Origin of the sequence: Streptomyces sp. 8N706 (assembly GCF_052245415.1) — a bacterium.
Lineage (GTDB): Bacteria > Actinomycetota > Actinomycetes > Streptomycetales > Streptomycetaceae > Streptomyces.
The window spans coordinates 12,792-37,277 of the sequence record NZ_JBQQBW010000034.1; the positions used below are offsets into that span (position 1 = coordinate 12,792).

At 68.7% G+C, this 24,486-nt stretch carries 26 protein-coding genes and 2 pseudogenes; 21 read left to right on the forward strand and 7 right to left on the reverse strand.

Going from position 1 to position 24,486, the window contains the following annotated elements:
• Positions 1 to 6: 6 nt before the first annotated feature.
• Positions 7 to 531 (forward strand): hypothetical protein, encoded by a 525-nt coding sequence (locus ACTWQE_RS15250; protein ID WP_443329469.1) that lies wholly within the window; start codon positions 7 to 9, stop codon positions 529 to 531.
• Between the two features lie 235 nt (positions 532 to 766).
• Here the strand turns inward: ACTWQE_RS15250 and ACTWQE_RS15255 are convergent.
• Positions 767 to 1,194, reverse strand: a pseudogene (locus ACTWQE_RS15255) (transposase); the annotation flags it as partial.
• A gap of 132 nt (positions 1,195 to 1,326) precedes the next feature.
• Here ACTWQE_RS15255 and ACTWQE_RS15260 point away from each other — a divergent pair.
• The 19 genes and pseudogenes from ACTWQE_RS15260 to ACTWQE_RS15350 all read left to right on the forward strand — a co-directional run bounded on the left by ACTWQE_RS15260 (position 1,327) and on the right by ACTWQE_RS15350 (position 18,582).
• On the forward strand, positions 1,327 to 1,893 hold the full coding sequence (locus ACTWQE_RS15260) for a hypothetical protein (protein ID WP_443329470.1): 567 nt from the start codon (positions 1,327 to 1,329) through the stop codon (positions 1,891 to 1,893).
• Between the two features lie 167 nt (positions 1,894 to 2,060).
• A complete protein-coding gene (locus ACTWQE_RS15265) occupies positions 2,061 to 2,231 on the forward strand; it encodes a hypothetical protein (RefSeq protein WP_443329471.1) in 171 nt (56 codons plus the stop codon).
• A gap of 630 nt (positions 2,232 to 2,861) precedes the next feature.
• Entirely contained in the window at positions 2,862 to 3,383 is a 522-nt protein-coding gene (locus ACTWQE_RS15270; protein ID WP_443329472.1) for a hypothetical protein, read from the forward strand.
• On the forward strand, positions 3,377 to 4,279 hold the full coding sequence (locus ACTWQE_RS15275) for an ATP/GTP-binding protein (protein ID WP_443329473.1): 903 nt from the start codon (positions 3,377 to 3,379) through the stop codon (positions 4,277 to 4,279). The genes ACTWQE_RS15270 and ACTWQE_RS15275 overlap by 7 nt, the downstream gene beginning before the upstream one ends.
• A 36-nt stretch (positions 4,280 to 4,315) precedes the next feature.
• Positions 4,316 to 5,005, forward strand: a complete 690-nt coding sequence (locus ACTWQE_RS15280; protein ID WP_443329474.1) for an SAF domain-containing protein — start codon at positions 4,316 to 4,318, stop codon at positions 5,003 to 5,005.
• 2 nt (positions 5,006 to 5,007) lie between these two features.
• Positions 5,008 to 5,877, forward strand: coding sequence for a MinD/ParA family ATP-binding protein (locus ACTWQE_RS15285; RefSeq protein ID WP_443329475.1), 870 nt, complete (start codon positions 5,008 to 5,010; stop codon positions 5,875 to 5,877).
• The gene (locus tag ACTWQE_RS15290) at positions 5,870 to 7,435 is read left to right on the forward strand and encodes a CpaF family protein (protein ID WP_443329476.1); all 1,566 of its coding nucleotides are present in this window, start codon (positions 5,870 to 5,872) and stop codon (positions 7,433 to 7,435) included. Before ACTWQE_RS15285 ends, ACTWQE_RS15290 begins: the two co-directional genes overlap by 8 nt.
• Positions 7,432 to 8,355 (forward strand): type II secretion system F family protein, encoded by a 924-nt coding sequence (locus ACTWQE_RS15295; RefSeq protein WP_443329477.1) that lies wholly within the window; start codon positions 7,432 to 7,434, stop codon positions 8,353 to 8,355. The genes ACTWQE_RS15290 and ACTWQE_RS15295 overlap by 4 nt, the downstream gene beginning before the upstream one ends.
• The gene (locus tag ACTWQE_RS15300) at positions 8,352 to 9,248 is read left to right on the forward strand and encodes a type II secretion system F family protein (protein ID WP_443329478.1); all 897 of its coding nucleotides are present in this window, start codon (positions 8,352 to 8,354) and stop codon (positions 9,246 to 9,248) included. Before ACTWQE_RS15295 ends, ACTWQE_RS15300 begins: the two co-directional genes overlap by 4 nt.
• A 16-nt stretch (positions 9,249 to 9,264) precedes the next feature.
• The gene (locus ACTWQE_RS15305; RefSeq protein ID WP_443329479.1) at positions 9,265 to 9,453 is read left to right on the forward strand and encodes a hypothetical protein; all 189 of its coding nucleotides are present in this window, start codon (positions 9,265 to 9,267) and stop codon (positions 9,451 to 9,453) included.
• A 113-nt stretch (positions 9,454 to 9,566) separates the two neighbouring features.
• Positions 9,567 to 9,911 (forward strand): TadE/TadG family type IV pilus assembly protein, encoded by a 345-nt coding sequence (locus ACTWQE_RS15310; RefSeq protein WP_443329480.1) that lies wholly within the window; start codon positions 9,567 to 9,569, stop codon positions 9,909 to 9,911.
• Entirely contained in the window at positions 9,908 to 10,366 is a 459-nt protein-coding gene (locus ACTWQE_RS15315; RefSeq protein WP_443329481.1) for a TadE/TadG family type IV pilus assembly protein, read from the forward strand. Before ACTWQE_RS15310 ends, ACTWQE_RS15315 begins: the two co-directional genes overlap by 4 nt.
• A gap of 71 nt (positions 10,367 to 10,437) precedes the next feature.
• Complete coding sequence (locus ACTWQE_RS15320) at positions 10,438 to 10,827, forward strand: pilus assembly protein TadG-related protein (protein ID WP_443329482.1); 390 nt, start codon at positions 10,438 to 10,440, stop codon at positions 10,825 to 10,827.
• 8 nt (positions 10,828 to 10,835) lie between these two features.
• The gene (locus tag ACTWQE_RS15325) at positions 10,836 to 14,561 is read left to right on the forward strand and encodes a LysM peptidoglycan-binding domain-containing protein (RefSeq protein WP_443329483.1); all 3,726 of its coding nucleotides are present in this window, start codon (positions 10,836 to 10,838) and stop codon (positions 14,559 to 14,561) included.
• Positions 14,562 to 15,245: 684 nt separating this feature from the next.
• The gene (locus ACTWQE_RS15330) at positions 15,246 to 16,460 is read left to right on the forward strand and encodes a glycosyltransferase (RefSeq protein ID WP_443329484.1); all 1,215 of its coding nucleotides are present in this window, start codon (positions 15,246 to 15,248) and stop codon (positions 16,458 to 16,460) included.
• Between the two features lie 294 nt (positions 16,461 to 16,754).
• Positions 16,755 to 17,369, forward strand: a pseudogene (locus tag ACTWQE_RS15335) (serine hydrolase); the annotation flags it as partial.
• Between the two features lie 147 nt (positions 17,370 to 17,516).
• Positions 17,517 to 17,939, forward strand: coding sequence for a hypothetical protein (locus ACTWQE_RS15340; RefSeq protein ID WP_443329485.1), 423 nt, complete (start codon positions 17,517 to 17,519; stop codon positions 17,937 to 17,939).
• 234 nt (positions 17,940 to 18,173) lie between these two features.
• Positions 18,174 to 18,410 (forward strand): hypothetical protein, encoded by a 237-nt coding sequence (locus ACTWQE_RS15345; protein ID WP_443329486.1) that lies wholly within the window; start codon positions 18,174 to 18,176, stop codon positions 18,408 to 18,410.
• Positions 18,379 to 18,582, forward strand: a complete 204-nt coding sequence (locus ACTWQE_RS15350; RefSeq protein ID WP_443329487.1) for a hypothetical protein — start codon at positions 18,379 to 18,381, stop codon at positions 18,580 to 18,582. Before ACTWQE_RS15345 ends, ACTWQE_RS15350 begins: the two co-directional genes overlap by 32 nt.
• A gap of 651 nt (positions 18,583 to 19,233) precedes the next feature.
• On the opposite strand, the gene ACTWQE_RS15355 is transcribed toward ACTWQE_RS15350, so the two are convergent.
• The 6 genes from ACTWQE_RS15355 to ACTWQE_RS15380 form a co-directional block, all read right to left on the reverse strand.
• Positions 19,234 to 19,971 (reverse strand): hypothetical protein, encoded by a 738-nt coding sequence (locus tag ACTWQE_RS15355; protein ID WP_443329488.1) that lies wholly within the window; start codon positions 19,969 to 19,971, stop codon positions 19,234 to 19,236.
• Positions 19,946 to 20,146 carry a hypothetical protein gene (locus tag ACTWQE_RS15360; RefSeq protein ID WP_443329489.1) on the reverse strand — a complete coding sequence of 67 codons (201 nt, stop codon included), beginning with the start codon at positions 20,144 to 20,146 and terminating at the stop codon, positions 19,946 to 19,948. Before ACTWQE_RS15360 ends, ACTWQE_RS15355 begins: the two co-directional genes overlap by 26 nt.
• 805 nt (positions 20,147 to 20,951) lie before the next feature.
• Positions 20,952 to 21,560, reverse strand: coding sequence for a hypothetical protein (locus ACTWQE_RS15365; protein ID WP_443329490.1), 609 nt, complete (start codon positions 21,558 to 21,560; stop codon positions 20,952 to 20,954).
• A 274-nt stretch (positions 21,561 to 21,834) separates the two neighbouring features.
• On the reverse strand, positions 21,835 to 22,428 hold the full coding sequence (locus tag ACTWQE_RS15370; RefSeq protein ID WP_443329491.1) for an NADAR family protein: 594 nt from the start codon (positions 22,426 to 22,428) through the stop codon (positions 21,835 to 21,837).
• Between the two features lie 359 nt (positions 22,429 to 22,787).
• Positions 22,788 to 23,210 (reverse strand): hypothetical protein, encoded by a 423-nt coding sequence (locus tag ACTWQE_RS15375; protein ID WP_443329492.1) that lies wholly within the window; start codon positions 23,208 to 23,210, stop codon positions 22,788 to 22,790.
• A gap of 419 nt (positions 23,211 to 23,629) precedes the next feature.
• A complete protein-coding gene (locus ACTWQE_RS15380) occupies positions 23,630 to 24,007 on the reverse strand; it encodes a winged helix-turn-helix transcriptional regulator (RefSeq protein ID WP_443329493.1) in 378 nt (125 codons plus the stop codon).
• 135 nt (positions 24,008 to 24,142) lie between these two features.
• On the opposite strand from ACTWQE_RS15380, the gene ACTWQE_RS15385 reads away from it, so the two are divergent.
• Positions 24,143 to 24,463 carry a hypothetical protein gene (locus tag ACTWQE_RS15385; RefSeq protein WP_443329494.1) on the forward strand — a complete coding sequence of 107 codons (321 nt, stop codon included), beginning with the start codon at positions 24,143 to 24,145 and terminating at the stop codon, positions 24,461 to 24,463.
• The last annotated feature ends 23 nt before the right edge of the window (positions 24,464 to 24,486 follow it).

A 24,486-nucleotide genomic window follows, 5' to 3' on the forward strand; every position in this document is an offset into this window, starting at 1 on the left:
TCAGCTATGTCCTTGGTGTATTGCCAGCGTTGGAACAAACGGTTGGCCAAGCCGATCAAGCCGCTGACGGTCAAAGAGGCAGAGCGCCTTCACGATGCAGGCGAGCCCTATGCAGTCGTCTCCTTCAACGATGCCGTGGGCCGTGTGAACCGTGTCGTCGAACTTGCCCTTCGGAGCGGGCATGTGCGCGTGTACTTCTTCGATGAGTACAACCGCGTCGAGATGACCTACACTTTCGGCCCGACAAAAGAACTGCTGTTCTTGAGAAGCATCACGACCTACGACTACGGGGACTCCACCGAATATCTCGGAATGTCGCAGTGTGAGCGCATTGAGGAGGACGAATTCCGGGAAGACGGAACAGGTCTTCACACGGTTCGGGATGAGAGGACGGGCGAGTCGTTCTCCGAAGAGCTTCACCTGAAGCCAAGCAAGAACTTGGATGAACTCTGGGAATCAGTTCCCGAGTTCGGGCACTACGCGTCGATCGGCCGCGGCTCGCGCAGCCAGCCGCCCATCCCGTTCGGGTAGCTTGCCGAGCATGGGAGACCGCACTGTTGAGCTGGTCTTCGACGACGGACTGGCAGTTCCCACCGTCCGCGGCCGACGAGCTGGTGCTACGGCACCTCGCCACCGCCGCCGAGGAGGGGCACGGCCAGGGAAATCCGCGAGTACCAGGCGCACGTCGTGGTCCTAGCTAGCCAGTCGCGGATCACGAGCGGAGCCAGAGTCGGATCGAGGCGACGAGGACGGTGCCGTGGAAGATCTAGGCGCGTTTGTCGAACCTCGTGGCCACAGCCCGGGAGTTCTTCAGGGCGTTGATTCTCCGCTCCACTTCGTTCCGGCGCTTGTGGATCCTCTTGTCGAAGCCGACGGGTCGGCCGCCCTTGCTGCCACGGGCTTGCCGGTTGGCCCGCTGATTTTTCGGCTCGGGGATGGTGTGCTTGATCTGGCGTCGTCGCAGGTAGCGACGGTTGCGGCGGGACTAGTACGCCTTATCGCCGCCGAGGTGGTCGGGCCGGGTGCGCGGGTGTCCGCCGCCCGGCCAGCCGACGCGGATGCGTTCCATGACCGGGATGAGCTCCGGGGCATCGCCCCACTGGCCCGGGGTGACCAGCAGGGCCAGCGGACGGCGCCCGCCCTCACCGATGAGATGGATCTTGCAGTCAGGGCGCCCCGGGAGCGACTGAACGCAGCCCCCGGGGCCGTGACCCGCCCGGGGCCCGCTGCTCCGCTCACTCAGCTACTTTCGAACCTTTGATACGGGCACCCCTGAGAGCGCTTGGTGGGGTGGGGTGGCGCGTCCTGTCGTGCCATAGTCTCCCGGTGGCCGATGCATCAGCGATCTACGCCCTAATCAGCGGACTGGGCGGCGCAGCAATAGGGGCCGGAGCTACGGTCCACGTCTCGACGCGTCAGTTCCGTCGTGAGATAGCGGAACGGGACAAAGAACGAGGCAGATTGCAAGCGCAAGAGGAGATTGTCCGGCTGACATCGATGCGTTTTGCCGGACGGGCATGGCTGGACGTCGTGCTTCGAGCGAAGCAGAGCCTCGAGGCCGGGGTGGCTGTCGATCTCGAGAAGTTCGATCAGGAAGTCAAAGAGGCAGGCGGAGCGGCAGCCCAGGAAGGCTACCGTGTGAAGATCCCTGACCCCTCTGTAGATCTACTGGCTGCAGAGATCTTCGATGACATCAGCTATCTGTCCTGGCAGTTGCGGCGCAAAATCACTGGTAGGGCCATTGAGGAAGACCTCATGCTTGACCACCTGGATGATGTGCTTCAGCGTGTGATCGAGCGCCGGGCGACCCTCAACGCAAAGATCATCGAGCGGATCGAGGAACTAGCCCTCGACGCTGGCACCCAGATTGACCAGGCGGGCCCCGAGGCGTGAACGGCTCAGCCGGAGGGCTTGTGCTGCTTCGACCAGGCGGCGGCGGGCCTTTGCGGTTCAGACGCTTGGTCATCACGGTGATCCGGTCCAGTGTCCGGTCAACCTTGCAGAGCCGCGGCAGCACGACGAAGCCCTTCGCGCCGCGGGGTCAGGAGACGATTCGCAGGTTGCCAGAGCCGGTCGTCAGCCCAGTTGATGAGCTGGCCGACGTACGCGGCGACCAGCTGCCTGGGATGAAGGACGGCGAGGCGGGCTTCACCCCAGGGCGACGCGCGGCCGCAGAGCTGTACCGGCTGCTGTGCGCTCCTACTGCCATCGCGCTGGCTGCCTCGATCTGACCTGATGGCCGTCGGCCGGGCTTTACGCGTGGCCGAGGACGCAGACGACCCGCCGAAGCCCTGCGAACCGTACGTCGATATCCCCTCGGCCTTCGGGGCCCGAACCAGCCCGACCTCGAGCGGCTCCGATTCGACCAGATCCAGGGCTGGACCTGTGCCTGAGCGGGGCCCGGCTCTTCCATGACCGCTCCCTGGGGACCAGTCGACGGAGGCTTGGAGACGCCAACCGAACTGTGGGCGGGCGTACCGCACTGCCGATGTGTCGACATTGTTACCGCTCGCGAATTCCCTGAACGCGTTCCACCGGCCGAGAAGTGCTGGCTGGATTCGATTCCACTGTTCCCGCCATGTGAAATTCTGAGGCCTTGCACCGTCGTTCGGTTCTGAACTGCGCAAACAGGCTGGGCTGTTGGAGGATCCTTGCGTAACGTATGTGAACAGACTGGCCACTTGTTGTGGTTGAGGTCGAGACGGGGGCGTTACCGCGGGCAGCAAGCCGCAGGTCGACAGACAACGACAAATGACAACACACGGGGAGGCGCAGTGGAACTGTCGGCACGATCAGGTCGAGCCCTATTTCGCGAACGGAACTGGACGCGGTCCGCAGCCCTGCTGTTGACGGCCTGCGCCGTGACCGCCGTTTCGGCCTGCAGCTCCAACGACTCGAAGGCCAACGACTCGAAGCCCTCACCCACGCCCTCGGCCACCCAGCCGACCAAGCCGGCGGACCCCGCTGAGACCGCCAAGAAGGACGCCATCGCCGCCTACCAGGCCTACTGGCAGGAGATGGAGAAGCTCTACGCCGACAGCACTGGCAAGAAGGCCGAACTCAAGCAGTACGCCGCGTCTACAGCGCTCAAGAACGCAGAGGCGGATGCCAAGCGGACACACGACAGGAATAGGGTCCACATCGGTGGGGTCACCGTTGGGAATCCCACTGTGACCAAGCTCGACATGAGCCGCGAGGTTCCCAACGTCACTGTCTCCAGCTGCCTCGACATCTCCCGCTGGCAGGTCGTCGACACCACCACCAAGAAGCCGGTGACCCTGCCGTCCAATCGGCTGACGAAGTACGTCATCGTCACCACGGTCGAGCGCTGGCCCGAAGGGTGGCGCGTCATTCGGGACGAGCCGCAGGACAAGTCATGCTGACCCAACGGCGTACCGCGGCCACGGCGACTCTCGCCCTCGCTGTGCTGACCCTCCCGGCCCAGGCCCGCGCAGTTGACAATCCCTCGCCCGGTAAGGGAGGGACGGAGTGTGGACTGTTCACGTGCCGGGTCGAGGTAGACGTCCCCGGCGAGTCCGGCGGCGGAGGACAGGTCCGCCGCGGCGGCGGGAATAACGGTGGCGGTGGGAACGGTGGCGGCGATGGGGACGACGCCAACCGCCCGACCTGCACCTACGAGCTCGCCGAGCCACAACCACCGGCCGGAAGCCTGGACTGGGATGGCCATAAGCCGGGCGACGGTGCCGTGTACGAAGAGAACTGCGTCTACGAAGGCGATGACAACTTCACCGTCGCCCGGATGGTGTGGGCTGCCGAACCGCCCGAGGGGGCAGGCGTCGACCCGGCCGTCCTGGCCCAGCAAGCCGTGGACGAGATGCTGCTCCGCAGCCCGGAGATCGGCATCACGCCCAAGCCGGGCGGAAAGGGCGTGGTCGGCATGCCGGTCTACATGTGGACCAAGAAGGGCCCGGAGACGTACGGCCCGAACACCACCAGCGCTTCTGCTGGTGGCATCACGGTTACGGCCACCGCCAAGGTGTCGAAGATCGTGTGGCAGATGGGTGACGGGAAGACGGTGACCTGCACTACGGCCGGCACCCCCTACAAGGCCGAGTACGGCAAGAAGCCCTCCCCGGACTGCGGCCACCGCTACGCCGTTCCCTCGTCGACGACGCCGTCCGGGAAGTTCCATGTGACCGCGACGTCCACCTGGACGATCGACTGGCAGGTGACCGGAGGCGGCCAGACCGGTCAGCTCACCGAGATCCGGGAAAGCGCCGTGGATATCAACGTCGCCGAGGTCCAGGTCCTCAACTAGCTCGTCCGCTCAGCACTTCGAGAGGCACATCACCGCATGGAAACCCCCGCTGCGCCGCCAGTGCCGCGCCCGGCTGCTCCGCCCCGCCCCGAGGTCCCCATCACCACCACCGCACCAGTGAAGCGGGAGCGCCGCTGGTCGGTTGCCGCGCTGTGCATTGTCCTGGCCGTCCTCGCAGGCCTGGGCGCGGCCGCGGCCGTCACTTCCGCCAGTGATCGCACCAAGGTCCTGGCCATCGCCCGCGACGTCCCCGCCGGCCAGGCTCTGACCGCCGCGGATCTGACCGTCGCCGAAGTCTCCGCCGACGCCGCCGTCACCCCCGTGCCCGCCTCGCAGAAAGCGTCCATGGTGGGCAAGCGCTCTGCCGTCGATCTGCGCAAGGGAGGACTGCTCACCACCTCCCAGTTGGCCAAGGGCACCGGCCTGGGCGACGACAAGCAGCAGGTAGGCGTCCAGGTCAAGCGCGGCCAGGCCCCGGCCGGCACCCTCGCCCCGGGCGACAAGGTCCTCGCCGTGACCACCCCCGCCCAAGGCGAGCAGCAGACCAGCAAGGAAGCCGAGGCGCCGCCGTCGACCATCACCGCCGTCGTTGTCACCGTCTCCCGCCCGGACGCCTCCGGCAACGTCGTGGTCAACCTCGCTGTCGCCACTACGGACGGCCCGCTGCTGGCCACCCGCGCCGCACAGGGCCGCATCGCCATCGTGCGCGAACCGCGAGGCCAGTGACCATGCCCGTCACCGCACTCGTCTCCGCGAAGTCCTGCGGCGTCACCACCTCCGCGCTCGCCCTCACGCTCGCCTCGAAGCGGCCCTCGCTGCTCGCCGAGTGCGACCCGGCCGGCGGCACAATCAGGGCCGGTTTCCTCCAGGGCGAGGTCGGTGCCGGGTTCGGCCTCTACCACCTGGCCGCTGCCGAACGCACCGGACCGGACGCGCTCGCCCAGGCCTTTGCCAATCACCTGTGGGGTATGGACGTGGCCGGGCACCGCAAACTCCTGCCGGGCCTGACCGACCCGGCCCAGGCGGCCGCTCTCGGCCGGACCTGGCCGGCCCTGTCGGAGGTCATGCACGTCCTGGCGGAAGAGGCAGGCTACGACATCTTCATCGACGCCGGCCGCCTCGCGCTCGAGTCCGGACGCCTCCACACGACGCTGACCCCGGCTCCGCTGCTGCACCAGGCCGACCTGGTCCTGCTCGTCGTCCGCGGCACCGAGCAGTCCCTGACTCTGGCCCGGCACCTGATCGACCCGCTGCGCACCGAGCTGGCCGAACGCGGCAGCGGATCCGACGCGCTCGGGCTGCTGCTCATCGAAGACGGCCCGTACCGCGCCCACCAGGTGGCCGAAGCCCTCAAGACTCCCGTCCTGGCCGGCCTGCCCTTCGACCCCGCCGCGGCCGGATACTTCACCGCCGGCGGGCACCCACCCCGCGGCTACGGGCGCAGCCCCCTGCTGCGGCACGCCCGCACCGCCACCGAGCACTTCGAAGCGACCGCATCACGCCGTCAGCTCCAGCAGCAGTACCCGCCCAGGCCCGCCAACCCGCAGCTGGCCGGCGTCCTGCAGCGACTGAGCGAGAAGGGAGGACCGCGTGGCTGACACCCAGCAGCGCCCTGGCATCAACGGACATCCCGCGCCGATGGGCCGGGAGGACATCGCCGGCCTGCTCGCCGGACGGATCGGCCAGCGCCGCCCGGCCGACCCGGCACCCACTGCCGCCACCGAGAATGCGGCCGCACCAGCACCAGCTGCAGCTGCGGCGACTGCGGCGGCCGTACCGCGGTTGGCCGGCCTGCCGGGGGAGATCCCGGTCGGCTGGGACGTCATTGAGGACCTTCAGGCGCTGGTGTCCAAGCAGCTCAGTGCCAACGACCCCGACAAACTGCTCGAAGAGGCCGACCGCCGGGCGCTCGCGAAGTCGCTGGTGCGCAACGCGGTCGCGGACTGGGCCACCAAATATGCGCAGGGCAACACTCCGCTGACCGCGGAGCAGGAGACGGCGATCGGCACCGCCGTCTTCGACAGCATGTACCGCGGCGGCCGCCTGCAGTCCCTGCTCGATGAGCCGGGAGTCGAGGACGTCATGGTCGACGGCCTGCGCGCCCACGTGGAATACCACGACAAGCCGCGCCGCACGATCGACCGGGTCGCCGACAGCCACGAAGAGCTGATCACCTGGGTCAACCGCATGGCCCGACTGTCGGGCCACGGTGAGCGCGCCCTGACCCAGGCCACCCCCATGGTCGGCTTCCGCATGCCCGACGGGTCCCGCGTCACCGCCTCGCTACTGACCACCCGGCCGTCCGTCGTCATCCGTCGGCACCGCATCCGCCAGCACGGCATCGCCGAGCTCGTCCAGTGGGGCTCCATCAACCCCATGCTCGAGCGGTTCCTGACCGCCTGCGTCCACGCCAAGATGAACATCCTGGTCGTCGGTGACATGGGCGCCGGCAAGACCAGCCTGCTGCGCGCACTCGGCCGGGAAATCCCGCCATCGGAGCGGCTGGTCACGCTGGAGTCGGACCGCGAGCTCTACCTGGACGAGCCCGGCCCCAAGCCCGGTCCGGTGACATACGCCTTCGAGGCGCGGCAGTCCAACGGCGAGGTCCGCGGCGGTGACCGCGCTGGGGAGGTCACCATCTCCGACATGTTCGCCACGGCACTGCGCTACAACGCCACTCGCGTCATCGTCGGTGAGGTCCGCTCCACCGAGATTGTGCCGATGCTGCAGGCCATGAGCGCGGGTGGTTCGGGGTCGATGTGTACCCTGCACGTCCGCCGGCCGCACGCCATCATCAGCCGCCTGGTGCAGTTGTGTACCGAGGCCGGCATGCAGACCGAGGCCGCCCACCACCTCATCGCCTCCTCCATCGACGTCGTCGTCTACCTCACCTACCTGGACGAGACCGCGGTCGGCGGCCGCAAGCACCGGTTCGTCTCGAACGTCTACGAGGTCCACGACGTCGTCGGCGAAGGCGGCCGACCCGTCACCACCGAGCTGTTCGCGCCCCAGGCAGGCGAGATCCGCGCCGTCTACAAGAACATGCCCACCTTCATCGACGACCTCGAACGCACCGGCCTGCTGCGCCGCGAGTGGCTCCCCGACCGCCCCTTTGGAGCCTGGGGCGGGCCGCTGCAGACGGTGGGGCGCCGATGAACACCTCTCAGCTCACCCTGGCCGCGGCGTGCTGCGCCGTGCTCGCCGTGCTCGCGGTCGTCGCCGCCGTACGGGAAATCCGCGGCCGCGTTCCCGACCCGGCCAAGCCAAAGTCCCGCATGGCCAGCCGCATCCAGCACGCCAAGGCTGAGCTGCCGGAGAAGTGGCAGCACCGCTGGCGGCACCTGGTCACCACCGCCGGCATCGTCACGCTGGTGGTGTGGGCCTGGACCGGCTGGCCCGTCCACGGCATCCTGGCCGGCGCCGCAGTCCTCGGGCTGCCCTACGTCCTCAACCCCGGCACCGCCGCGACCCAGCGCATCGAGCGCCTCGAGGCGCTGGGACAATGGCTCAACCACCTGGCCGGTGTCCACCAGGCCGGCATCTCCCTGACGCAGACCATCCGTGCCTCGGCCAAGGCCGCCCCCGCACCGATCGCGCCGAACGTGCGGGCCCTGGCCGACCGGCTGCGCTCCGGTATGGAAGCGCAGGACGCCTTCGCCCTGTTCGCCGACGAACTCGCCGACGGCGTGAGCGACCACGTCGTGCTCCTGTTCCAAAGCCATGCCGTCTACAAGGGACCGGGCCTCTCGGACGCGCTCGAGGCCCTGGCTGTCACGATCCATCAGCAGGCCGCCGACGCCCGGGACATCGAGGCAGACCGCGCCAAGGTCCGCAAGTCCTCCCGCATGGTCAGCATTGTCATCTGCCTGGTCGTGGTCGGCTGCATGCTCAATGACGCCTGGTCCGGCTGGTATCAGTCCCCGGTCGGGCAGATCGTCCTCGCCGTCCTCGGCGGTGCTTTCGCCTGGACACTGTCCTGGCTGCGCCGTATCGCGCGGACCAAGTCCGACCCGCGGCTGATCGACCCGCTGCCCACCCACGCGCAGCTCACCACCGTCACGGGAGGCGTCCGGTGATCCCCATGGAGGCTGTCCTGCCCGCGGCCGCAGCCGGTGCCCTGATCGGCCTGGCCATCCGGGCTGCCATGCCCGCACGGCGGGACCTGGCTTCCGTGCTGGACCGCCTGGACGTCAGCAGGAGCAGCGGGCCGCTGCTGCCATCGGCCGTAGCCAAGACGAGCGGAACCGTGCAGGAGCGGGTCGGCACGCGGCTGCTCGGCGAGCTCGGCGGCCGCATCACCCTGCCGAACAAGGACCTGAGCCTGCTGAGCATCAGTCCGGCCGAACACCTCGGCAAAAGGTTTTTGTTCGCGCTGTACGGGCTGTTGCTGCCGCAGCTGCTCCAGGCCCTGCTCGCCCTGGCCGGCGCCCCGTTCCCGTACGCGGTCCCCGCACTGTTCTCCCTCACCCTGGCCGGACTGTTCTGGTTCTGGCCCGGCAAGGAAGTCGCCCGGGATGCGGCCGCCGCCCGCCTGGTTGTGCGCCACGCCGCCGCCTCGTACTTGGAGCGCGTCGCGCTGGCCCGTATCGCCAACTCGGGTGCCGCACAGGCCCTGACCCAGACCGCAGAAGTCGGCGATGGCTTCATCTTCGTCCGGATGCGACAGGTCTTCCACCAGGCCGACCTCGCCGGCGTCACCGTCTGGGACGCCCTCAAGCAGCTCGGTGACGAGCTCGACATCCCCGAGCTGACCCGCCCGGCCGACACCCTCGCCCTCGCCGGCGACGGCGCGGCCGTCTACACCACCCTCCAGGCCCAAGCCCGCCAACTGCGCATCGCTCTCCTCAGCGATGCGAAGGCCCAGGCCAACGCGGCGAGCGCCGCGATGATCCTGCCGGTCACCTTCGGCGTCATCCTCATGCTCGTCTTCGTGATGATCCCCATCACGATCACCATCCTCGGCAGTTAAGGAGAAAAAGGGAGTCATGGACATCCAGACCCTGACCGTGTGGATCCGCGGTCGCTACGAAGCGCTCAAGTCCGCCAAGGACGCCGGGCAGACTTCCACCGAGCTGGCCCTGATCGCCGGTGCGCTGCTGGTGGGCGCCGGTCTGCTGGTGCTGGCGATCCGCACCAAGCTCATGGAGAAGATCGGCATCATCAACGGCGGCTGATCGCGCTACGAACGAACACGTGGGGAGGACAAGGCGTGAGATCACGAGTACGCAGCCGCTTGAGCGCGTTTCTACGTCGTCGCCAGCTGCGGGGCGACCGCGGTTTCGGCAGCGTGGAGTTCGCGGTCCTGGCCGTGGTCGTGCTCGCGCTGATTTTCACCGCCATCCAGGTCGGCCTGTACTACCACGCCCGCAAGGTTGCCCAGTCCGCCGCACGCCAGGGCGTGGAGGCCGGGCGGCAGTTCGGCTCCAGCGAAGGTGACGGCGTCGCCCAGGCGCAGACCTTCCTAAACCGCTTCGGCGGCAGCGTGCAGGGGGCGAGCGTGTCGTCGGCCGGCAGCAGTGCAGAGGAGATCCGCATCACCGTGCGCGGCAGCGTAGCCACCCTGGTCCCCGGCCTGACGCTGGATGTCGTCCAGCACGCCGACGCTCCGATCGAACGCTGGACCACCCCGTGAGGGCCCCTACCCACCGGCAGCGGCCGGCGCGGGGGCTGCGCCGCGACCGGGGCTCCTACGCGTTGGAGACGGCGGTCCTCGCACCGGTGATGATCGGCCTGCTCCTGCTGATGATCGCCTTTGGACGAGTGACGGACGCCGACGGTGCCGTGGATTCCGCGGCCCGTGCGGCGGCCCGTGCCGCCTCGCTCGAGCGCGACGCCGACAGCGCCCAGGCCGAGGCACAGACTGCCGCCGGCCGCAGCCTGCAAGGGGAAGGCGTCACATGCCAGACCTCCAGCGTGGTGGTCGACACCTCCGGCTACGCACTCGACATCGGAGTGGAGGCGAACGTGACGGCCACGATCGCCTGCACGGCCAATCTCTCCGACATCGGGCTGCCGGGCCTGCCCGGATCCAAGACGCTCACCGCATCGTGGACCAGCCCCATCGACACCTACCGGGGGCGCCAGTGAACAGCCGAGTTCACCGTTTCACGGCGCGGCGACCTGCGGCACTGTCCGGACGCCGCCGCGACCGCGGTTCCATGTCCCTGTTCTTCGCGCTGTCCGCGCTCGCGATCCTGATGGTGATGGGCCTGCTCGTCGACGGTGGCGGCGCACTGAACGCGGCCAACCGGGCCACCTCCATCGCGCAGGAGGCGGCCCGCACCGCCGGCCAGCAACTCGACCCCGCCCAGGCGATCGAAGGCACCGCCATCACGATCGACCCTGACGCCGCCGTGGGGGCTGCCCAGGACTACCTCGCCGCCGCTAACGTCCAGGGCAGCGTGCAGATCACCGACGGCGGGCAGAGCCTCACCGTCACCGTGAACGACAGCTACGACACCTACTTCGCGCAGTTCGTCGGTGCCGGGACGATCAGCGTGACCGGCACCGCGAAAGCACAACTGCAGACCCAAGCCGCTGGAGGCTGAGCCGAACCATGGCCCACCACACCCCCGCCCCGCTGCGCGCCCTCGGCGCTCTGCTGCGGGCCCTCCTCGGCCTGGCCCTCCTGGTGGCCCTGGTCGGCGGAGTGCCGTACCTGCTGCTGACGGTGGGCCATCAGCCGACCGAGCTGTCCGGCGGCTTCGACCTGCTGATGCAGCAGGACGATGGCAGCCTCTTCCTGGTCGCCCTGACCTGCATCGGCTGGGTGGGGTGGGCAGCCTTCACATTCTCGGTCCTGGTGGAGATCATCGCCGTGCTGCGCCGACGCTCCGCCCCCAGGATCAAGGGCCTGGGCAGCCTGCAGTCTCTCGCGTCATTCCTCATCGGCGGCATCGTCCTGCTCGCACCCACAGCAGCATCGGCCGCCACGACCGGGTCGGCCGTCGCGGCCACCACCGTGCACACCGTGGGGGAGAGCAGCACCAGCGCGACCCCAAGCGCCAAGCCCGCAGCGTCGGCCGACGATGCCAACTGGCCCAAACACACCGTGGCCTCCACCACCGAACTGCCGTGGGACCTGGCAGAGGAGTACCTGGGCGACGGCAAGCGGTGGAAGGACATCGCCGCCCTCAACCCCGACATCCCGCAACTCGCCGCCGGCGACCAGTTCCTGCCCAAGGGCGCGGTCATCAAGCTGCCCGCCGACGCCCGGCCCGTCGCACCGGCTACCAGTCCCACGCCGGCGGCGAGTAAGAGCGCCGACACCACGAAGGCACCCGAACAGCAGCAGACCAACAACAAGCAGAACGGCGACCAGGACCAGGCCGCAGGCGACACCGGCAACTCCGCAGGCAAGGCAGACGCGGACCGGCCCGGCACCGTCACGGTCAGAGAGGGCGAAAGCCTCTGGTCAATCGCCGACGCGCACGGTGAACCGGCCGACTGGCCGGCCATCTACGAAGCCAACAAGGGCGAGACGACCCCAGGCGGCGGCACCTTCGACAACCCGAACCTCATCATCCCGGGCCAGGAACTGGACCTTCCCCAGGCCGACGAGCCGGACAAGCCCGCCGCCGACACGGACACGGACGACCCGCAGACACCCGACAAGGCCCCGGAGAACCAGGAGGCCGACAAGACGCCGACGCCCGAGAAGACGCCGGACAAGGAAGCCGACAAAGACTCCGAGGCCGAGAAGCAGGCACCGCCAGCCGGAACCCCCTCGCCCTCCCGTACGGCAGAACCGGCCCCCAGCAACGCCGCCCCCACGCCCAGCACCCAGGACACCAGCCGCGACCAGGCGCCCGCCGCGCAGCACAGCGATGACGGCGACACGGCCCTTGCCCCGGCCGCCGTATGGATGGGCGCCGGAGCCCTTGCGGCCGCCCTGGTCACCACCCTGGCCACCCGCCGCATCCTTCAGCAGCGCCGCCGCCGTCCCGGCCGGCGCATCCCCATGCCGCAGGGCCGCGCCGCCGCGACCGAGCAGGGCCTGCGCGCCGCCCAGCACCCCACCGGCTTCGACCTGCTGGGCACCGCGCTGCGCTCCCTCGCCCTCAACCTCGCCGCCGCCGGCCGGGAGCTGCCTGTCCTCGAGGCGGTCGTGCTGCACGAAGCCAAGGTCGAGCTGCACCTGGCCGAGGACACCGCGCCAATGAAGCCGTTCACCGCAGCGGCCGGCCGCAAGGACCTGTGGATCTGCCCCGCCTCCAGTACAGACCTGGCCGACGAAGAAGCGCTGAAGAACGCCGACGCCCCGTACCCAGCCCTGGTCTCCATTGGCTGGGACACCTCCGGTCACCTGGTCCTGGTCGACCTCGAACACGTCGGCATCCTCCACCTGGCCGGCGACGCCGACTTTGCCCGCCACGTCCTACAGGCCATCGCCGTGGAGCTTGCCAGCACCCCCCTGCCCGGACATCTTGAAGTGACCGCCCTCGCCGAGACGGCACCGGGCCTGGACGAGGCAGCCCCCGAGCGCGTCGTCCGCATCGACAACCTCGCCGACGCCACCACCGAACTGGCAAGCCACACCGAAGACCAGCGCCGCGCCCTGGCCGCCGTGGGGGCGAGCAGCCTGCGCGCCGCCCGACTGACGGACGACGCCGGCGGCGCCTGGTCACCGCACGTCCTGCTCGCCCAAGACCTGCCTAAAGACACGGCCGTCACAGCGCTCTTCAACACCCTCACCGAGCAACCCCGCGCGGCCGGCGCAGTCATCACCTCCAGCACCAGCACCCAGGCACCCGCCGAGGCCTGGACGCTGGAATGCACGGGGCCGGACGAGACCATCGTCCTGCCCGGCGCCAACCTGCCCGTCAAGCTGCAGGGCCTGAGCGACGAGCACTTCGCCGACGCCATCGAGCTGCTCACCCTCGCCGCGAGCGACACCGACGTCCCCGCCCCCGACTGGACCCGCATCGCCCCGGACGACCTGGCCGAGCAAGAAGCGGAAGCGGGGCAGGAGGAGGAACAACCCGCCGACGGACCGGACACAGAAGCCGGGCACCAGCCCCTCGTCGACCCCGCTCCGAGCCAGGACGGTCTACCGGCGGAGTACGCCGATCTCGAGCTGGACGCCCTCGCCGACGAAGACGTGACCACGTCCGGAGCCGCACCGGCCAAGAACCCCGCGGACGAGGACGACGAAGCCGCCGCTCCGGTCGACCTGGTCAAGACGGACGACAAGGAAGACGAAGACCAAGCGGAGACGGAAGACGAGCGCGTCGCCGGCCCCTCGCTCGCCGACGTGCTCGCCGACGAAGACGAGGCCCCCGAGCCCGAGCCGCAGCATGCCACCAGTGGCGCTCAGGAAGCACCGCCAGCCGGCCCGGCAGACGTCTCGATCCCCCTCGCCACGCCCTGCGCAGCACCCGCCCCACCAGTCGCCCACGCCACCATCCCCGGACCCGCGCCAGCCGCCGAATCCGAACCAGCCGACCTCCCCGAGCCGCCAATTGCAACGCAGGCCGACTCCGAAGCGATCAGCCTGCCCACCGAACCCGAGACCGAGGACGCCGCCCCGGCCGTGCTGCTCCTCGGACCCATCAGCGTCGAAGGCGCCACCGGCCGCATCGACTCCAACCGCCTCAGCATCGGCACCGAGCTGGTCGCCTACCTCGCGCTCAACCCCGGCGTCGACCACCACGCCATCGACGACGCCCTCTGGCCCGGCCGCCTGGTCAACAAGCAGATGCGCAACGCCGTCATCTCCCGTACTCGCTCCTGGCTGGGCAAGGACACCGACGGCAACGCCCACCTGCCGCGCGTCCAGGACACCGGCGACAGCCGGTACCGCCTCGGCCCCGCCGTTACCTGCGACTGGACATGCTTCCAGCTCTTCGCCCGCACCGGCCTGGCCCGCCACGATGAAGACGGCGACCTCGCCCTTCGGCGCGCGCTCGCCTTGGTCCGCGGCCGCCCCTTCACCGGCATCGCCCCCCAGCGCTACGCCTGGGCCGAGCCGGTCATCCAGGAGATGGTTTCGGCAGTCGTAGACGTTGCTTACGAGCTGTCCACCCGCTGCCGGGAAGCCGACGACATCCCCGGCGCCCTGTGGGCGGCCAAGCGCGGCCTGCTCGCCGCCGAGGAGAGCGAGATGCTGCACCGCCAGATCTTCCTCGCCCACCATGCCGCCGGCGACATCGACGCCCTGCGCGAGGCTGCCGCCCGTCTCGCCCGCATCAACGAACAGCTCCTTGGCGGCGTCGACATGGAAGCCGAGACCGCCGAGCTCCTGCGCAACCTGCTGCCCCGCCCCGTGACCCGCGCCCGCTGAGGGAAGGGTTCCAGCGTGCCCACTCCGACGACCGAGCTGCACGACGGGCCGCTGGCGCGCCCGCCACGTACTGGAGGCCGAGGCTGGCACCCTCGCACGGTAGGGAATTCGGCCCCGGGACACATGTGTCCGTGACGTGACAGCGGGACGCTCACGTGGCCTGGTCTGCTTTGGGCGCAGCCCAGGAATCGTCAGGGCGCGGCTGCTGCTGCGGTGCCGGAACGCACGCGCACTGCACCGTGGCTGACCTGATGGAAGCCGAACCGGTCGCCGCCGCGGAAGGACAGCAGGAGGGCGAGCAGCAGCGGGCCGTTGGGGACAGCGGCTCTGCACCGGTGCCGAAGCCTGGGAGCGGCGGATAGCGGCGCTCTCTGCCTCCGAACTGAACTGCGCCGCCGATGTGGGAGTGGGCTTCAGACGCCTGGCGTCATGCGACGACTGCGCGACGTGGTGCGGAGTGGGCCGGGCGGGCGTGTGCCCTCGCTGCTACAAGGTGCGCCTGGCTTTGTTCACGAGTTTTGGCAGCGGATGTACGAGGCCTTGAGCAGCACGCCGATGTGGCGGTGTTCGATGTTCATGAGTAACGACAGCACATACGCCCGGGGTTGCAGCAGATAGGTGCGCTGAGGGGTTCCCGTTGGCCAGCGCCGATGACCGGGTGGCATTCGCGAGGGGGATCGCTGCATGCGGATTCTGATCATCACCGCGGGTTCACGGGGTGATGTTGCGCCCTTCACAGGCCTGGGGCGGCGCCTGCTGGACGCGGGCCATCAGGTCGCCGTGGCCGCTCACTCGTCCTTCGCCGCACTCGTCGGCGGGTGCGGTCTCGAGTACCGGCCTGTGCCGGGAGACCCGCAGGGGCTGCTCCGGGCCTGGTCCCGGGCAGCGTCGCGGGAGGAGTCCCGGGCGCTGACAAGGGCGTATGCGGATGGGCTCGCCGACGGGGTGGTGGAGGCCGTGGCGGGCGGAACCGACCTGGTGCTGACCGCCTTCGGCCCGGCACCGCTCAGCCGAACGGCCGGCGAAGCGTTCGGCATCCCCGTCATCGGCACCTACCTCGTACCAGCGTTCGCCACCAGACAGTTCCCGCTGCCCGGCGCGCGGGACGCCGACGGCCTGGGGCCGGAGGGCAACCTCGCCGCGGGCCGTGCAGTGGAGAGGCGGGCGGAAGGGCTCTTCGCGGGCGCCGTGACCCGGCTGCGCGCACGCCTCGGGCTGCCCGCCGACGCGCCGTCGGCACCGGAGGACACCGGGCCGGTCTTCCACGGCTTCAGCCCGCTGGTGGTGCCCCGCCCTGAAGACTGGCCGTCCCGGGTCGAAGTGGCGGGCTACTGGTGGCCCGCGCGGCCGTACCGCTGGCAGCCACCGGCCGAGCTTGTCGATTTCCTCCAGACGGGTCCGCCTCCGGTGTTCATCGGGTTCGGCAGCATGGCGCCGGGGCAAGGGGAACAGCTCAGTGAGCGGGTGGCCGCGGCGGTGAAGCGGGCGGGCGTGCGCGCGGTGGTGCAGGCGGGGTGGGCCGGACTGAGCGGGTGCGGCGCCGACGTCCTGGCCGTCGGCGACCTCCCGCACGACTGGCTGTTCCCTCGCACCGCCGCCGTCGTCCATCACGCCGGGGCAGGCACCACCGCAGCCGGACTGCGGGCCGGAGTACCCGCCCTGCCAGTCCCCGTCATGGCCGACCAGCCTTTCTGGGCGTCTCGGCTATGCCAGCTAGGAGTTGCCCCCCGGCCTCTGCCGTTCCAGGACCTCACCGCCGAAGCCCTCGGTGCCGCAATCACGGCCTGCCTGTCCGAGCCGGCCTACCGCCACTGCGCGGCCGCACTCGCCCACCGCATCGCCGCAGAGGACGGCGCCGCTACTGTGCTCGCCCACATCGGCTCAGGAGGCGCCGAGTGAACCCGAGGAATGCTCCATCGCCGTGCTGCTGTGCCAGGCTCTTCGAGACCCTTTACTGATGATCTCTGCGTGGTGTCGCCGAGCTATCAGAAAGAACCGCAGTTCAAGGCCCAAGCAGCCGCGCGACATCACGCCCGAAATCTCAGTAACGCATCCGGTGCTGCCGAAACTCGCGACAATTCGAACGCCGCCGCACCCCAGCCACCTCCCGAAGTCGTGAGCAAACGCCGCCCAAAGTCGTGAACGTAACAGTGCGCTAGAAGGCCCGGCGGGGCGGGGCATGGATGGAGTTTGATCGCCCTTCAGGCGGTGCTGGAGAGGGTGTCGGAGCGGCCGCTGGAGGAGCTCGTACGGGTGGGCATCACCGGCCCTCTGGGCATGGCGGCCACGGGCTTCGGCCCGGTCGGTGCGGTGGGTGCGGTGGGTGCGGTGGGTGTGGCCGGCGCGGGGGTGGTGGCCGCCACCGAGGACCAGCGCAGGCCCTGGGCGAAGCTCGACCGCGGCATGCTGTGCGGCGAGGTTCACGACGAGAACGCGTACGCGCTCGGGGGCGTCGCGGGCCACGCGGGGCTGTTCTCCACGGCCGGTGACCTGGCGGTGCTGTGCCGGACGCTGCTGGGCGGCGGCACGTACGGCGCGGCGCGGATCCTGACTCCGGAGTCGGTGGACGCGCTGGTGGACCCGCCGGGGCTCGGCTTCGGGGTCGACCAGCCGTGGTTCATGGGCGAGCTGGCGGGCCACGGGGCGGCGGGCCACACCGGTTTCACGGGCACGAGCCTGATCCTCGACCGCGCCACGGACACCTTCCTGATCCTGCTGGCCAACACGATCCACCCCCGCCGCCGCCCCGCGAACAACGCCCCACGAGCCGCGGCCGCCACGCGCCTGGCTCGGGCTGCCCGGCCGTGAGGGGCCATCCACCTGGGCCCCTTCGCTTCGCTCGGCAAACAACGTTGAACCGTCGACAGTTCCAGGATTCACGTCATGGCGCTGAGAGTTCAGGACATTGAAAATGTCCGGAGTGCGCGCCGCGAAGCCCGACGTTACGGTGGACGTGTGACGGCTGGGGGGGTCTCCAACACCAAGGAGCTCACCATGACGTACACCGACATGGAAGTCCTGGAAGAAGAGGTCGACCAGTCCAAGATCTTGCGGACAACCGCTGACTACACCATCGGCGGGCAATCCGTCCGCTCCACGACCGAGTCATACCGCCATGCTTGGCCCAATCGAACGAACGGCGTGCGGATCTTCAGATTGGGCGGCTGGCCCGAGATGCGCCCGGACTCCAAGGTGTGGATCGCCGCGACGCAAGCGCTAGTCCTCGGCGACGGCACCGCTGGCGGACACCTCGGAGACGCCGTCTTCACCGTCCACAACATCGTCCCCGAGAACGGCCAGGTCCGGTTCCGCCTCAACATTGCCTGGGGCGAGCCCCTCCCAGTCATCACCGACTTCTGGGTCATCCACTTCACCTGACACGCCGGCAAGCATCCGCCGCATCTGCCGGCACCCACAGCGGCACAACCCGGTAACCCGCATCTCTACGCGGCCGGCAGGGCGGCGAACTGGCGAACTGGAGCACCGGCCAGCCGGTAGCTCGAGCTCGGTCACGGCCCTGTTCTCGTATCGCTACGGCGAACGGACATGTAGCGCTGTGTGATTGCCCTGGTCCTCGTTCCCCCTGGCTGGGCGCCTCGTTGAGCTGTACGAGTGATCTCGGTCGGGGTGGAGGGGTACGGGGTGCGGCAGGATTGGGAGCCGGAGGACCTGATCGAGGTCTGGACGCTGCTCGAAGACGACATGAAGCGGGTCCGGAACAAGTCCGGGGCCACCCGGCTCGGCTTCTCGCTGTTGCTGAAGTTCTTCGAGGTGGAGGCCCGGTTCCCGGGGTCGGCCAGTGGTGTCCCTGCCGACCATGCTGGTCGCCTTCGCCCGCTACAGCCGTGACGGCAGCTTCACCGTCCTGCGGGCCAACCTGCGCTTCACCCTCGTCCTCGCCGCCGGCTCCATCGCCGGCACCGCCACCATGGAGGGCCGGGCGATGTTCGGGATGCTGTCCGTACTGGCAGGACGACCCAGGCGGGCTACACCTCGATCAATTGGCCAGCAGGATCGGTGACAGCGTTCTTACCGGCACCCATTGTTGACCTCGACGACCCTGCGGGACCGGGGCCATCCCCGCGCATGTGGGGAACAGCCGATCCGGCCCAGCATCTCGAAGGGCGTCATGGGGCCATCCCCGCGCGTGCGGGGAGCAGAAACGAGCCGGGCCCTCCGCAGGGTCCGGCTCGGGACCATCCCCGCGCGTGCGGGGAGCAGGCGCCGGTCTCATCCGGAGCCTCGACGATGACGGGACCATCCCCGCACGTGCGGGGAGCAGCTTCTCGCACACGCCACCGCCCAGCAGGCCTATGGGGCCATCCCCGCGCGTGCGGGGAGCAGATGACGCCGGGCGGAATGAAAGCACCGACCTCGGGGCCATCCCCGCGCATGCGGGGAGCAGCCGATCCAGTCCAGCATCTCGAAGGGCGTCATGGGGCCATCCCCGCGTGCGCGAGGAGCAGGGGCCCTGTGATCACCATGATGGCATCCGCACCGGGACCACCCCCGCGGGTGCGGGGAGCAGGCGCTCAGGGCGGCGGGCTTGTTGTCGAGGTTGGGGCCATCCGGGCGCGTGCGGGGAGCAGGCGCCGTCGGCCAGCTGCCGGCACTGCTCCGCGGGACCATCCCCGCGCGTGCAGGGAGCAGTTCGTCAGTCGTCGCTCGCGAGCTACGGCCAGAACAGCTTCACCGACTCCGGCGCCGGCCGCTGCGCCACCACCTTCGGCGGCTCTACCGTGTAGCCCAACTTCCGCAGCACCTCCACCGCAGCCTCCGGCACATCCCGAACCGCTGACTTCACCTGTGTCACCCGCCACTCCCGCAAGCTCTTCTCAACCACGGCACGCCAGCCCTCGACCGTGTCGATCGCGAACTCCCGCTTCAAGAACAGGAGCACATCCTCAAGCGCCGGCCGCATCCGGTGACCGCCAACCGGCAGATGCATCTCTGCCAACCGGGGAAGTTTTCGGCTCTGCATCCCATCCCGCGGTCTGCCCGCTTCCGCCAGGCGCAAGAGAAACGCGATCTCATCCCTATGCGCGTGCACCTGCACATGAGCCCCTGGTGGCTCCTTGCTGTCCCGTTCATACTCGAAACGCAGCAGAGGGTCGGGAACCCCTACATAAAAGAGGCGGATGTCCGCCTGGTGCGTCGCCAGGAAGGTGTTTGACCGGTCACTGCAGCAGAAGTAGCGGGCCATCAGGCTCAGGCACTGCTCGCCGTTGACGCTGATCGGAATTCGAAGGATCTTCTCATTGTCGTCTATGGGTGAGACGCGGATACGCGAGCCCGTGTTGAGGGCACGAAATGGCGGGATGCCCGCACCGAGCACACCCCGCGTCAGACAAGTGAGCTCGTCGGCGAACTCCGTCGCCAAAGCCTCAAGTTTGGCCGCTGCAGTCGTCACCTGCGAGAAGGTAGTCGATGCCCTCGATGGTGTGCCAAACGTCCAGATGCTCGAGGCTGAGGTTGTACGTCGAGGCTCGCTCGGCCAGTTCCTCGTAGCTCATGTGCACCTCCTCCAGGAGGCGCTCACGCTGCTCACGAAGCTGGTCCCGTGTCTTACGAATCATCGTCGACATCGCACACTCCCCAGATCGATGCCCCATAAGTGAAGCAGGGTCCACTGACAACGATGCTGGAACCCTTAAAGGTTGTCACCCGAGCGGGTCACATCCTGTATGTACCCCTGGCACAAGGGCTCTGAGCTTGCTTGTGGGGGCGCGTGGAAGCGTCCAGATGGACATCGACGATGTCCATATGCGGCGGCTCACCCCCCGCCCGCGCGGGAAGACTCGCCGAGACCACACCCCCACGTCGTCCCGGCTCACCCCCCGCTCGCGCGGGGAAGATGAGTGGGGCCCACCACGCGGCAGGACGCGGCGGCTCACCCTCGCGTCGGCGGGGAGGACTGCGCCGCCCACGTGGTGCCGGGCATCGGGCCATCCCCGCGCGTGCGAGGAACAGTCACACCCTATTTACCGGCACTCCCGGTCAATGGGGCCATCCCCGCCTGCGCGGGGAGCAGTGACGGGAGATGTCGGAGACTCCCATCGGCCAGGGACCATCCCCGCGCAGGCGGGGAGCAGATTCTCAAGCCCGATATGGGAAAGCTCGTGTGGGGACCATCCCCGCGCGTGCGGGGAGCAGGCCGTCTCCGCGACCGTCGGCTCCGGTGTCCCGGGACCATCCCCCGCGCGTGCGGTAAGCAGGGCCGCGCCCCCCTGCGCCTCTGCCGGGTGGCAGGACCATCCCCGCGCGTGATTGTCGCCAATGGTGCGAGGCGGCTTGCCATTTCGGCTCACCCCCGGCTCGCCCGGGGAGACGGGGAAGCGATGAAATGTGACTGGTGGGGTGACAAAATGTCCGTCGTGGCAAGTGATGAACTCATTCCCTCATCAGGGCGTCGCGGACCGGATTGCCGTGTGCCTCATCCGATGTGAAGATCTCTTCAGCCTGGTCGACCAGCCACCCACTGCCCTGCTTGACCAGGCGGAGGGCTTTCTTCGTGGTGGTGGTGCTGTTGGGCCAGATGAGCGTGTACTCGACCCGCACGCCGGTCCCGGCCGGGCGGTCTCCGATGGCTGGCACCGTTACCGCTCCGCCGGCTTTGGCACGGCTAGTTTTGGCCCGGTCCGGGCCGCTTGCAGACGGCGTCTTCCTCGGCGGGATGATCGAGCCGTCCGCACGCCGCAGGGGCGGGCCGCTGCTCTCGCTCGGTGACGGGGAGGCGGTGGGTGTTGCCTCCGTGTTGTCGTTCACGCACGTGTGGACGGTGCCGTGGCGGTACCGCTCAGTGCGCATCTGGCACGCCCGCCGCCAGTCCTGGTCGTTGAGCGCTTCCTGGTACGTGCGGGCGAATTCCTTGGCAGATGCTTGGGTCTTCACCCCGTTGCCGCCCGCACCGGGGTTCTTCTTCCCCTCGGCGTTCGACGAGCATCCGGCGATGACGAACACCACGGCCGCCACCGCGACCGCCGTAACTGCGCGTCTCATCCCCATCCCCCAGTTTCACGCTCAAGAGACGGTGTTGAACAGCACCTTGATCCTATCCACCAGGCCCAGGGCATCCTCGCCCAGCCAAGCACGCTGGGATTCTCCCTGCTCAAAGCCTGCGGAGCACCCGCGCGTCTGCGGGGAGGACGGCCAGGCACAGAGTTCGCCCCCTTCTCCTTGCGGAACACCCCCCCGCATCGGTGGGGAGGACGACGACGATGGTTTCGCCATCCGAGGGGCGGGCTCCCCGACGAGGAGGTGTTCCGCAAGATGATCAGAACCCATCGCTAGCAGTAGCCAGACGGGCCCGTGCCTCCATTAGAGCGAAGCCGAGCAGGTTCTGACCACGCCACTGGGACGGCTCGGTGGCACGGTCGTCGGAGGCGCCGAGCCCGATTCCCCACACCCGGTCGCGCGGGCTGGCCTCGACCAGCACCCGGTTACCCGTACCGAGCAGGTACGCGCGCAGGGCAGGGTCCTGCCCGAACTTGGCGACGTTGCCCGCGAGGACCAGTTCGAACCGGGCAGCGGCCCAGCGCACCTCGTCGAATGCGCGGACCAGTCGCCCGAGGTTCTTGGCCTCGGCGGGTGTGCGCGCCTCGAGAATCGCCGGCAGCGACGCGTCGTCACCGAACAGGCGGGCCTTACCTGCCATCATCCAATGCTCGGCGCTTGCGTACTTCACGCCATCCACGGTGAACGGGGAAGGCCACCACTGGCTGAGCGCACCCGGCCCGATCGAACCGTCCCCCTGTGGCTGATGCCCCCAGAACATCAGCCACTTCGGTCGCGCTCCGGCAGCAATGGCCGCCCTGAGCTCTTCTCGGGAGCGGGCATGGACCGGGCTCTTCGTCTCGATCGTCTCCATGACAGGGATCCTCCCAGCCACCACCCACAACAGACGTACGGATTTCCACCACGCAACCGGCACGGAGCGGCCTCCTGTGTCGGACAAGGGTCCCTCCGACCTATCGCCACCGCGTTCATTGCCGGACCCCGCGTCGGCGGGGAGGACGTTGGCGCGCATATGGGCCTCCAGTCAGGTCCGGGAACGCCCCCGCGTCGGCGGGAGGACATGATCCCGAACCCGCAGGTTCCCGGAACCGACGGAACACTCCCGCGTCGGCGGGGAGGACACTCCTTCGGGACCCGAGTCGGCGAGGATGCACCAGGGTTCGTACCGCGATAGCACGAAGGCGCAGTCATAGCAGCTCTCCCGGACCGTACCTACCACCAGACATCATCGTCCCGCTCAACGCTGTCCAAGCCGATTAGCCGACCGAGCTTGGCCAGTCCGTTGGCGTAGGGCAGATCCAGGAGCGCATCAAGTGCGTTCCCACTGCGCAGCCCAGGGATGCCGGGGCTTCGGACGGGCCAGTGCTTCTCCATGTCGGCCAGCGTCCGCACGAGCGTGATGAACGTATCCACCACGTCTGCAGCTCCCGGGCAGTGGGCAGCACCGGCGATCGTTAACTGCAAAGGCGCGTCGGCAGCTGGCACCCGTCGGGTGGGCTCAGGCCAGCCCACCAGAAGATGCGCCGGAAGCAGCCGCAGTGTCTCGACGGCGTCAATGCCGTACTGATCGAGCCGCTGGTCGATGGCGTGGAAGGTCGGCCACCCGGTATCACCGAAAGCCTCGAGCCAGACCACATGCAGCAGTCTGGCCTCGTTCTCGGTCTGAGGGGCCGGGAGGCTCTCAACGCCTGTCGCTTGTCGCTGCACAGCTCATTCTTACTGCCCAACTCCGACCGTAGTCCCGAGCGGGGAGCATGGGCCGTCCCATCGTCATCGCCGCCCGCGGCGCTGGCCCTAGTGACGGAAGCAGATGAGCAGGCCGCTGGCGGTGCCAACCGGGACGAGCAGGCGCCCGGGCCTGATCGCCTGACGGCCGGGGTAGAGCCGGTCCACTGCGGGCCGGTCTCCGCACCGCGTGTGAAAACAGGGTTCGTCCCCACCCAGGGTCCACTCCACCGGTGAACCACCCCGGGAGATGGGGTCGGCCAGCCGCGGCCCCGCAGGGAAGGATCAGACGCCGTAGCGCTCGGGCTTGGGCCGTCTGCGGTGATAGCTCACAGGGCGACCTTCGGTGCTTGAAGTTCGCGTGAATCGTGCGTGTCGTAGGCACGACGAGCTGCTTCGATGAGCGGCCCGTGTTGCCTTGACCAGTTGACGATGCCGCGCACGAGTTGGAGAAGACTTTCCCCCAGGGGTGTCAGCTCGTAAGTCACCCTTGGCGGTCGGCTATCGAAAACCCGCCGCTCGATCAGGCCATCCTGCTCTAGCCGTACCAGTGTCTCGGATAAGACCTTGGGTGAGACGCAGCCGATAGCTGCTTTGAGATCAGAGAATCTCGTTGCCCCAGTGGCGATCTCGTTGCATACGTGCATGGTCCAGCGTTCGCCTATACGAGCCAGCACGTGGCGTGCCGGGCATGACGCATTAGCCACCTGATTTCCCCCGTCGGCGTATGCGTTACTTGCGGGTAAGTATAGATCTTGTACGTGACCCTGTCACGGTGAAGTGGAACACACTTTCGATCTATAACTGGGGATCTCGTCGAACTCCACTGCGAAGGGATCCGCATGACAACTTCATCTGAACAGGTCACAGAGGTCCTCACCACAGCCGCCCAGACTGCTGAAGCCTGGGCCGCCGCGGGTGTCACCGTCCGCTTCGTCATCAGCGATCCGGAAGCTGACGTGGTTCTGGACCCGCAGGGCAAGGTGACCGACGCCCCGCCGACTCACGTGTTGCGGATCAGCTGGTCCGACTTGCAGGACATCGCGGCGGGACGGCGCAGCTTCCTGAGGTCAGTCACCGGCCGGCGCCTGACCGCGCACGGCCCGGTGATGCAGACCTTCGCCTTCGGGCAGGCCCTGTCGTCCTTCGAGCTTGGCGCTTGAGCGCTGAACGCCCCAGACGAGGA

Bases quoted from the DNA above. Each gene is read 5' to 3' on its own strand.
- ACTWQE_RS15320 (WP_443329482.1), top strand. From the start codon at position 10,438: ATGTCCCTGTTCTTCGCGCTGTCCGCGCTCGCGATCCTGATGGTGATG.
- ACTWQE_RS15365 (WP_443329490.1), bottom strand. From the start codon at position 21,560: ATGAGACGCGCAGTTACGGCGGTCGCGGTGGCGGCCGTGGTGTTCGTC.
- ACTWQE_RS15305 (WP_443329479.1), top strand. From the start codon at position 9,265: ATGGACATCCAGACCCTGACCGTGTGGATCCGCGGTCGCTACGAAGCG.
- ACTWQE_RS15360 (WP_443329489.1), bottom strand. From the start codon at position 20,146: ATGTCGACGATGATTCGTAAGACACGGGACCAGCTTCGTGAGCAGCGT.
- ACTWQE_RS15295 (WP_443329477.1), top strand. From the start codon at position 7,432: ATGAACACCTCTCAGCTCACCCTGGCCGCGGCGTGCTGCGCCGTGCTC.
- ACTWQE_RS15280 (WP_443329474.1), top strand. From the start codon at position 4,316: ATGGAAACCCCCGCTGCGCCGCCAGTGCCGCGCCCGGCTGCTCCGCCC.
- ACTWQE_RS15370 (WP_443329491.1), bottom strand. From the start codon at position 22,428: ATGGAGACGATCGAGACGAAGAGCCCGGTCCATGCCCGCTCCCGAGAA.
- ACTWQE_RS15285 (WP_443329475.1), top strand. From the start codon at position 5,008: ATGCCCGTCACCGCACTCGTCTCCGCGAAGTCCTGCGGCGTCACCACC.
- ACTWQE_RS15385 (WP_443329494.1), top strand. From the start codon at position 24,143: ATGACAACTTCATCTGAACAGGTCACAGAGGTCCTCACCACAGCCGCC.
- ACTWQE_RS15330 (WP_443329484.1), top strand. From the start codon at position 15,246: ATGCGGATTCTGATCATCACCGCGGGTTCACGGGGTGATGTTGCGCCC.
- ACTWQE_RS15275 (WP_443329473.1), top strand. From the start codon at position 3,377: ATGCTGACCCAACGGCGTACCGCGGCCACGGCGACTCTCGCCCTCGCT.
- ACTWQE_RS15325 (WP_443329483.1), top strand. From the start codon at position 10,836: ATGGCCCACCACACCCCCGCCCCGCTGCGCGCCCTCGGCGCTCTGCTG.
- ACTWQE_RS15350 (WP_443329487.1), top strand. From the start codon at position 18,379: ATGCTGGTCGCCTTCGCCCGCTACAGCCGTGACGGCAGCTTCACCGTC.
- ACTWQE_RS15250 (WP_443329469.1), top strand. From the start codon at position 7: ATGTCCTTGGTGTATTGCCAGCGTTGGAACAAACGGTTGGCCAAGCCG.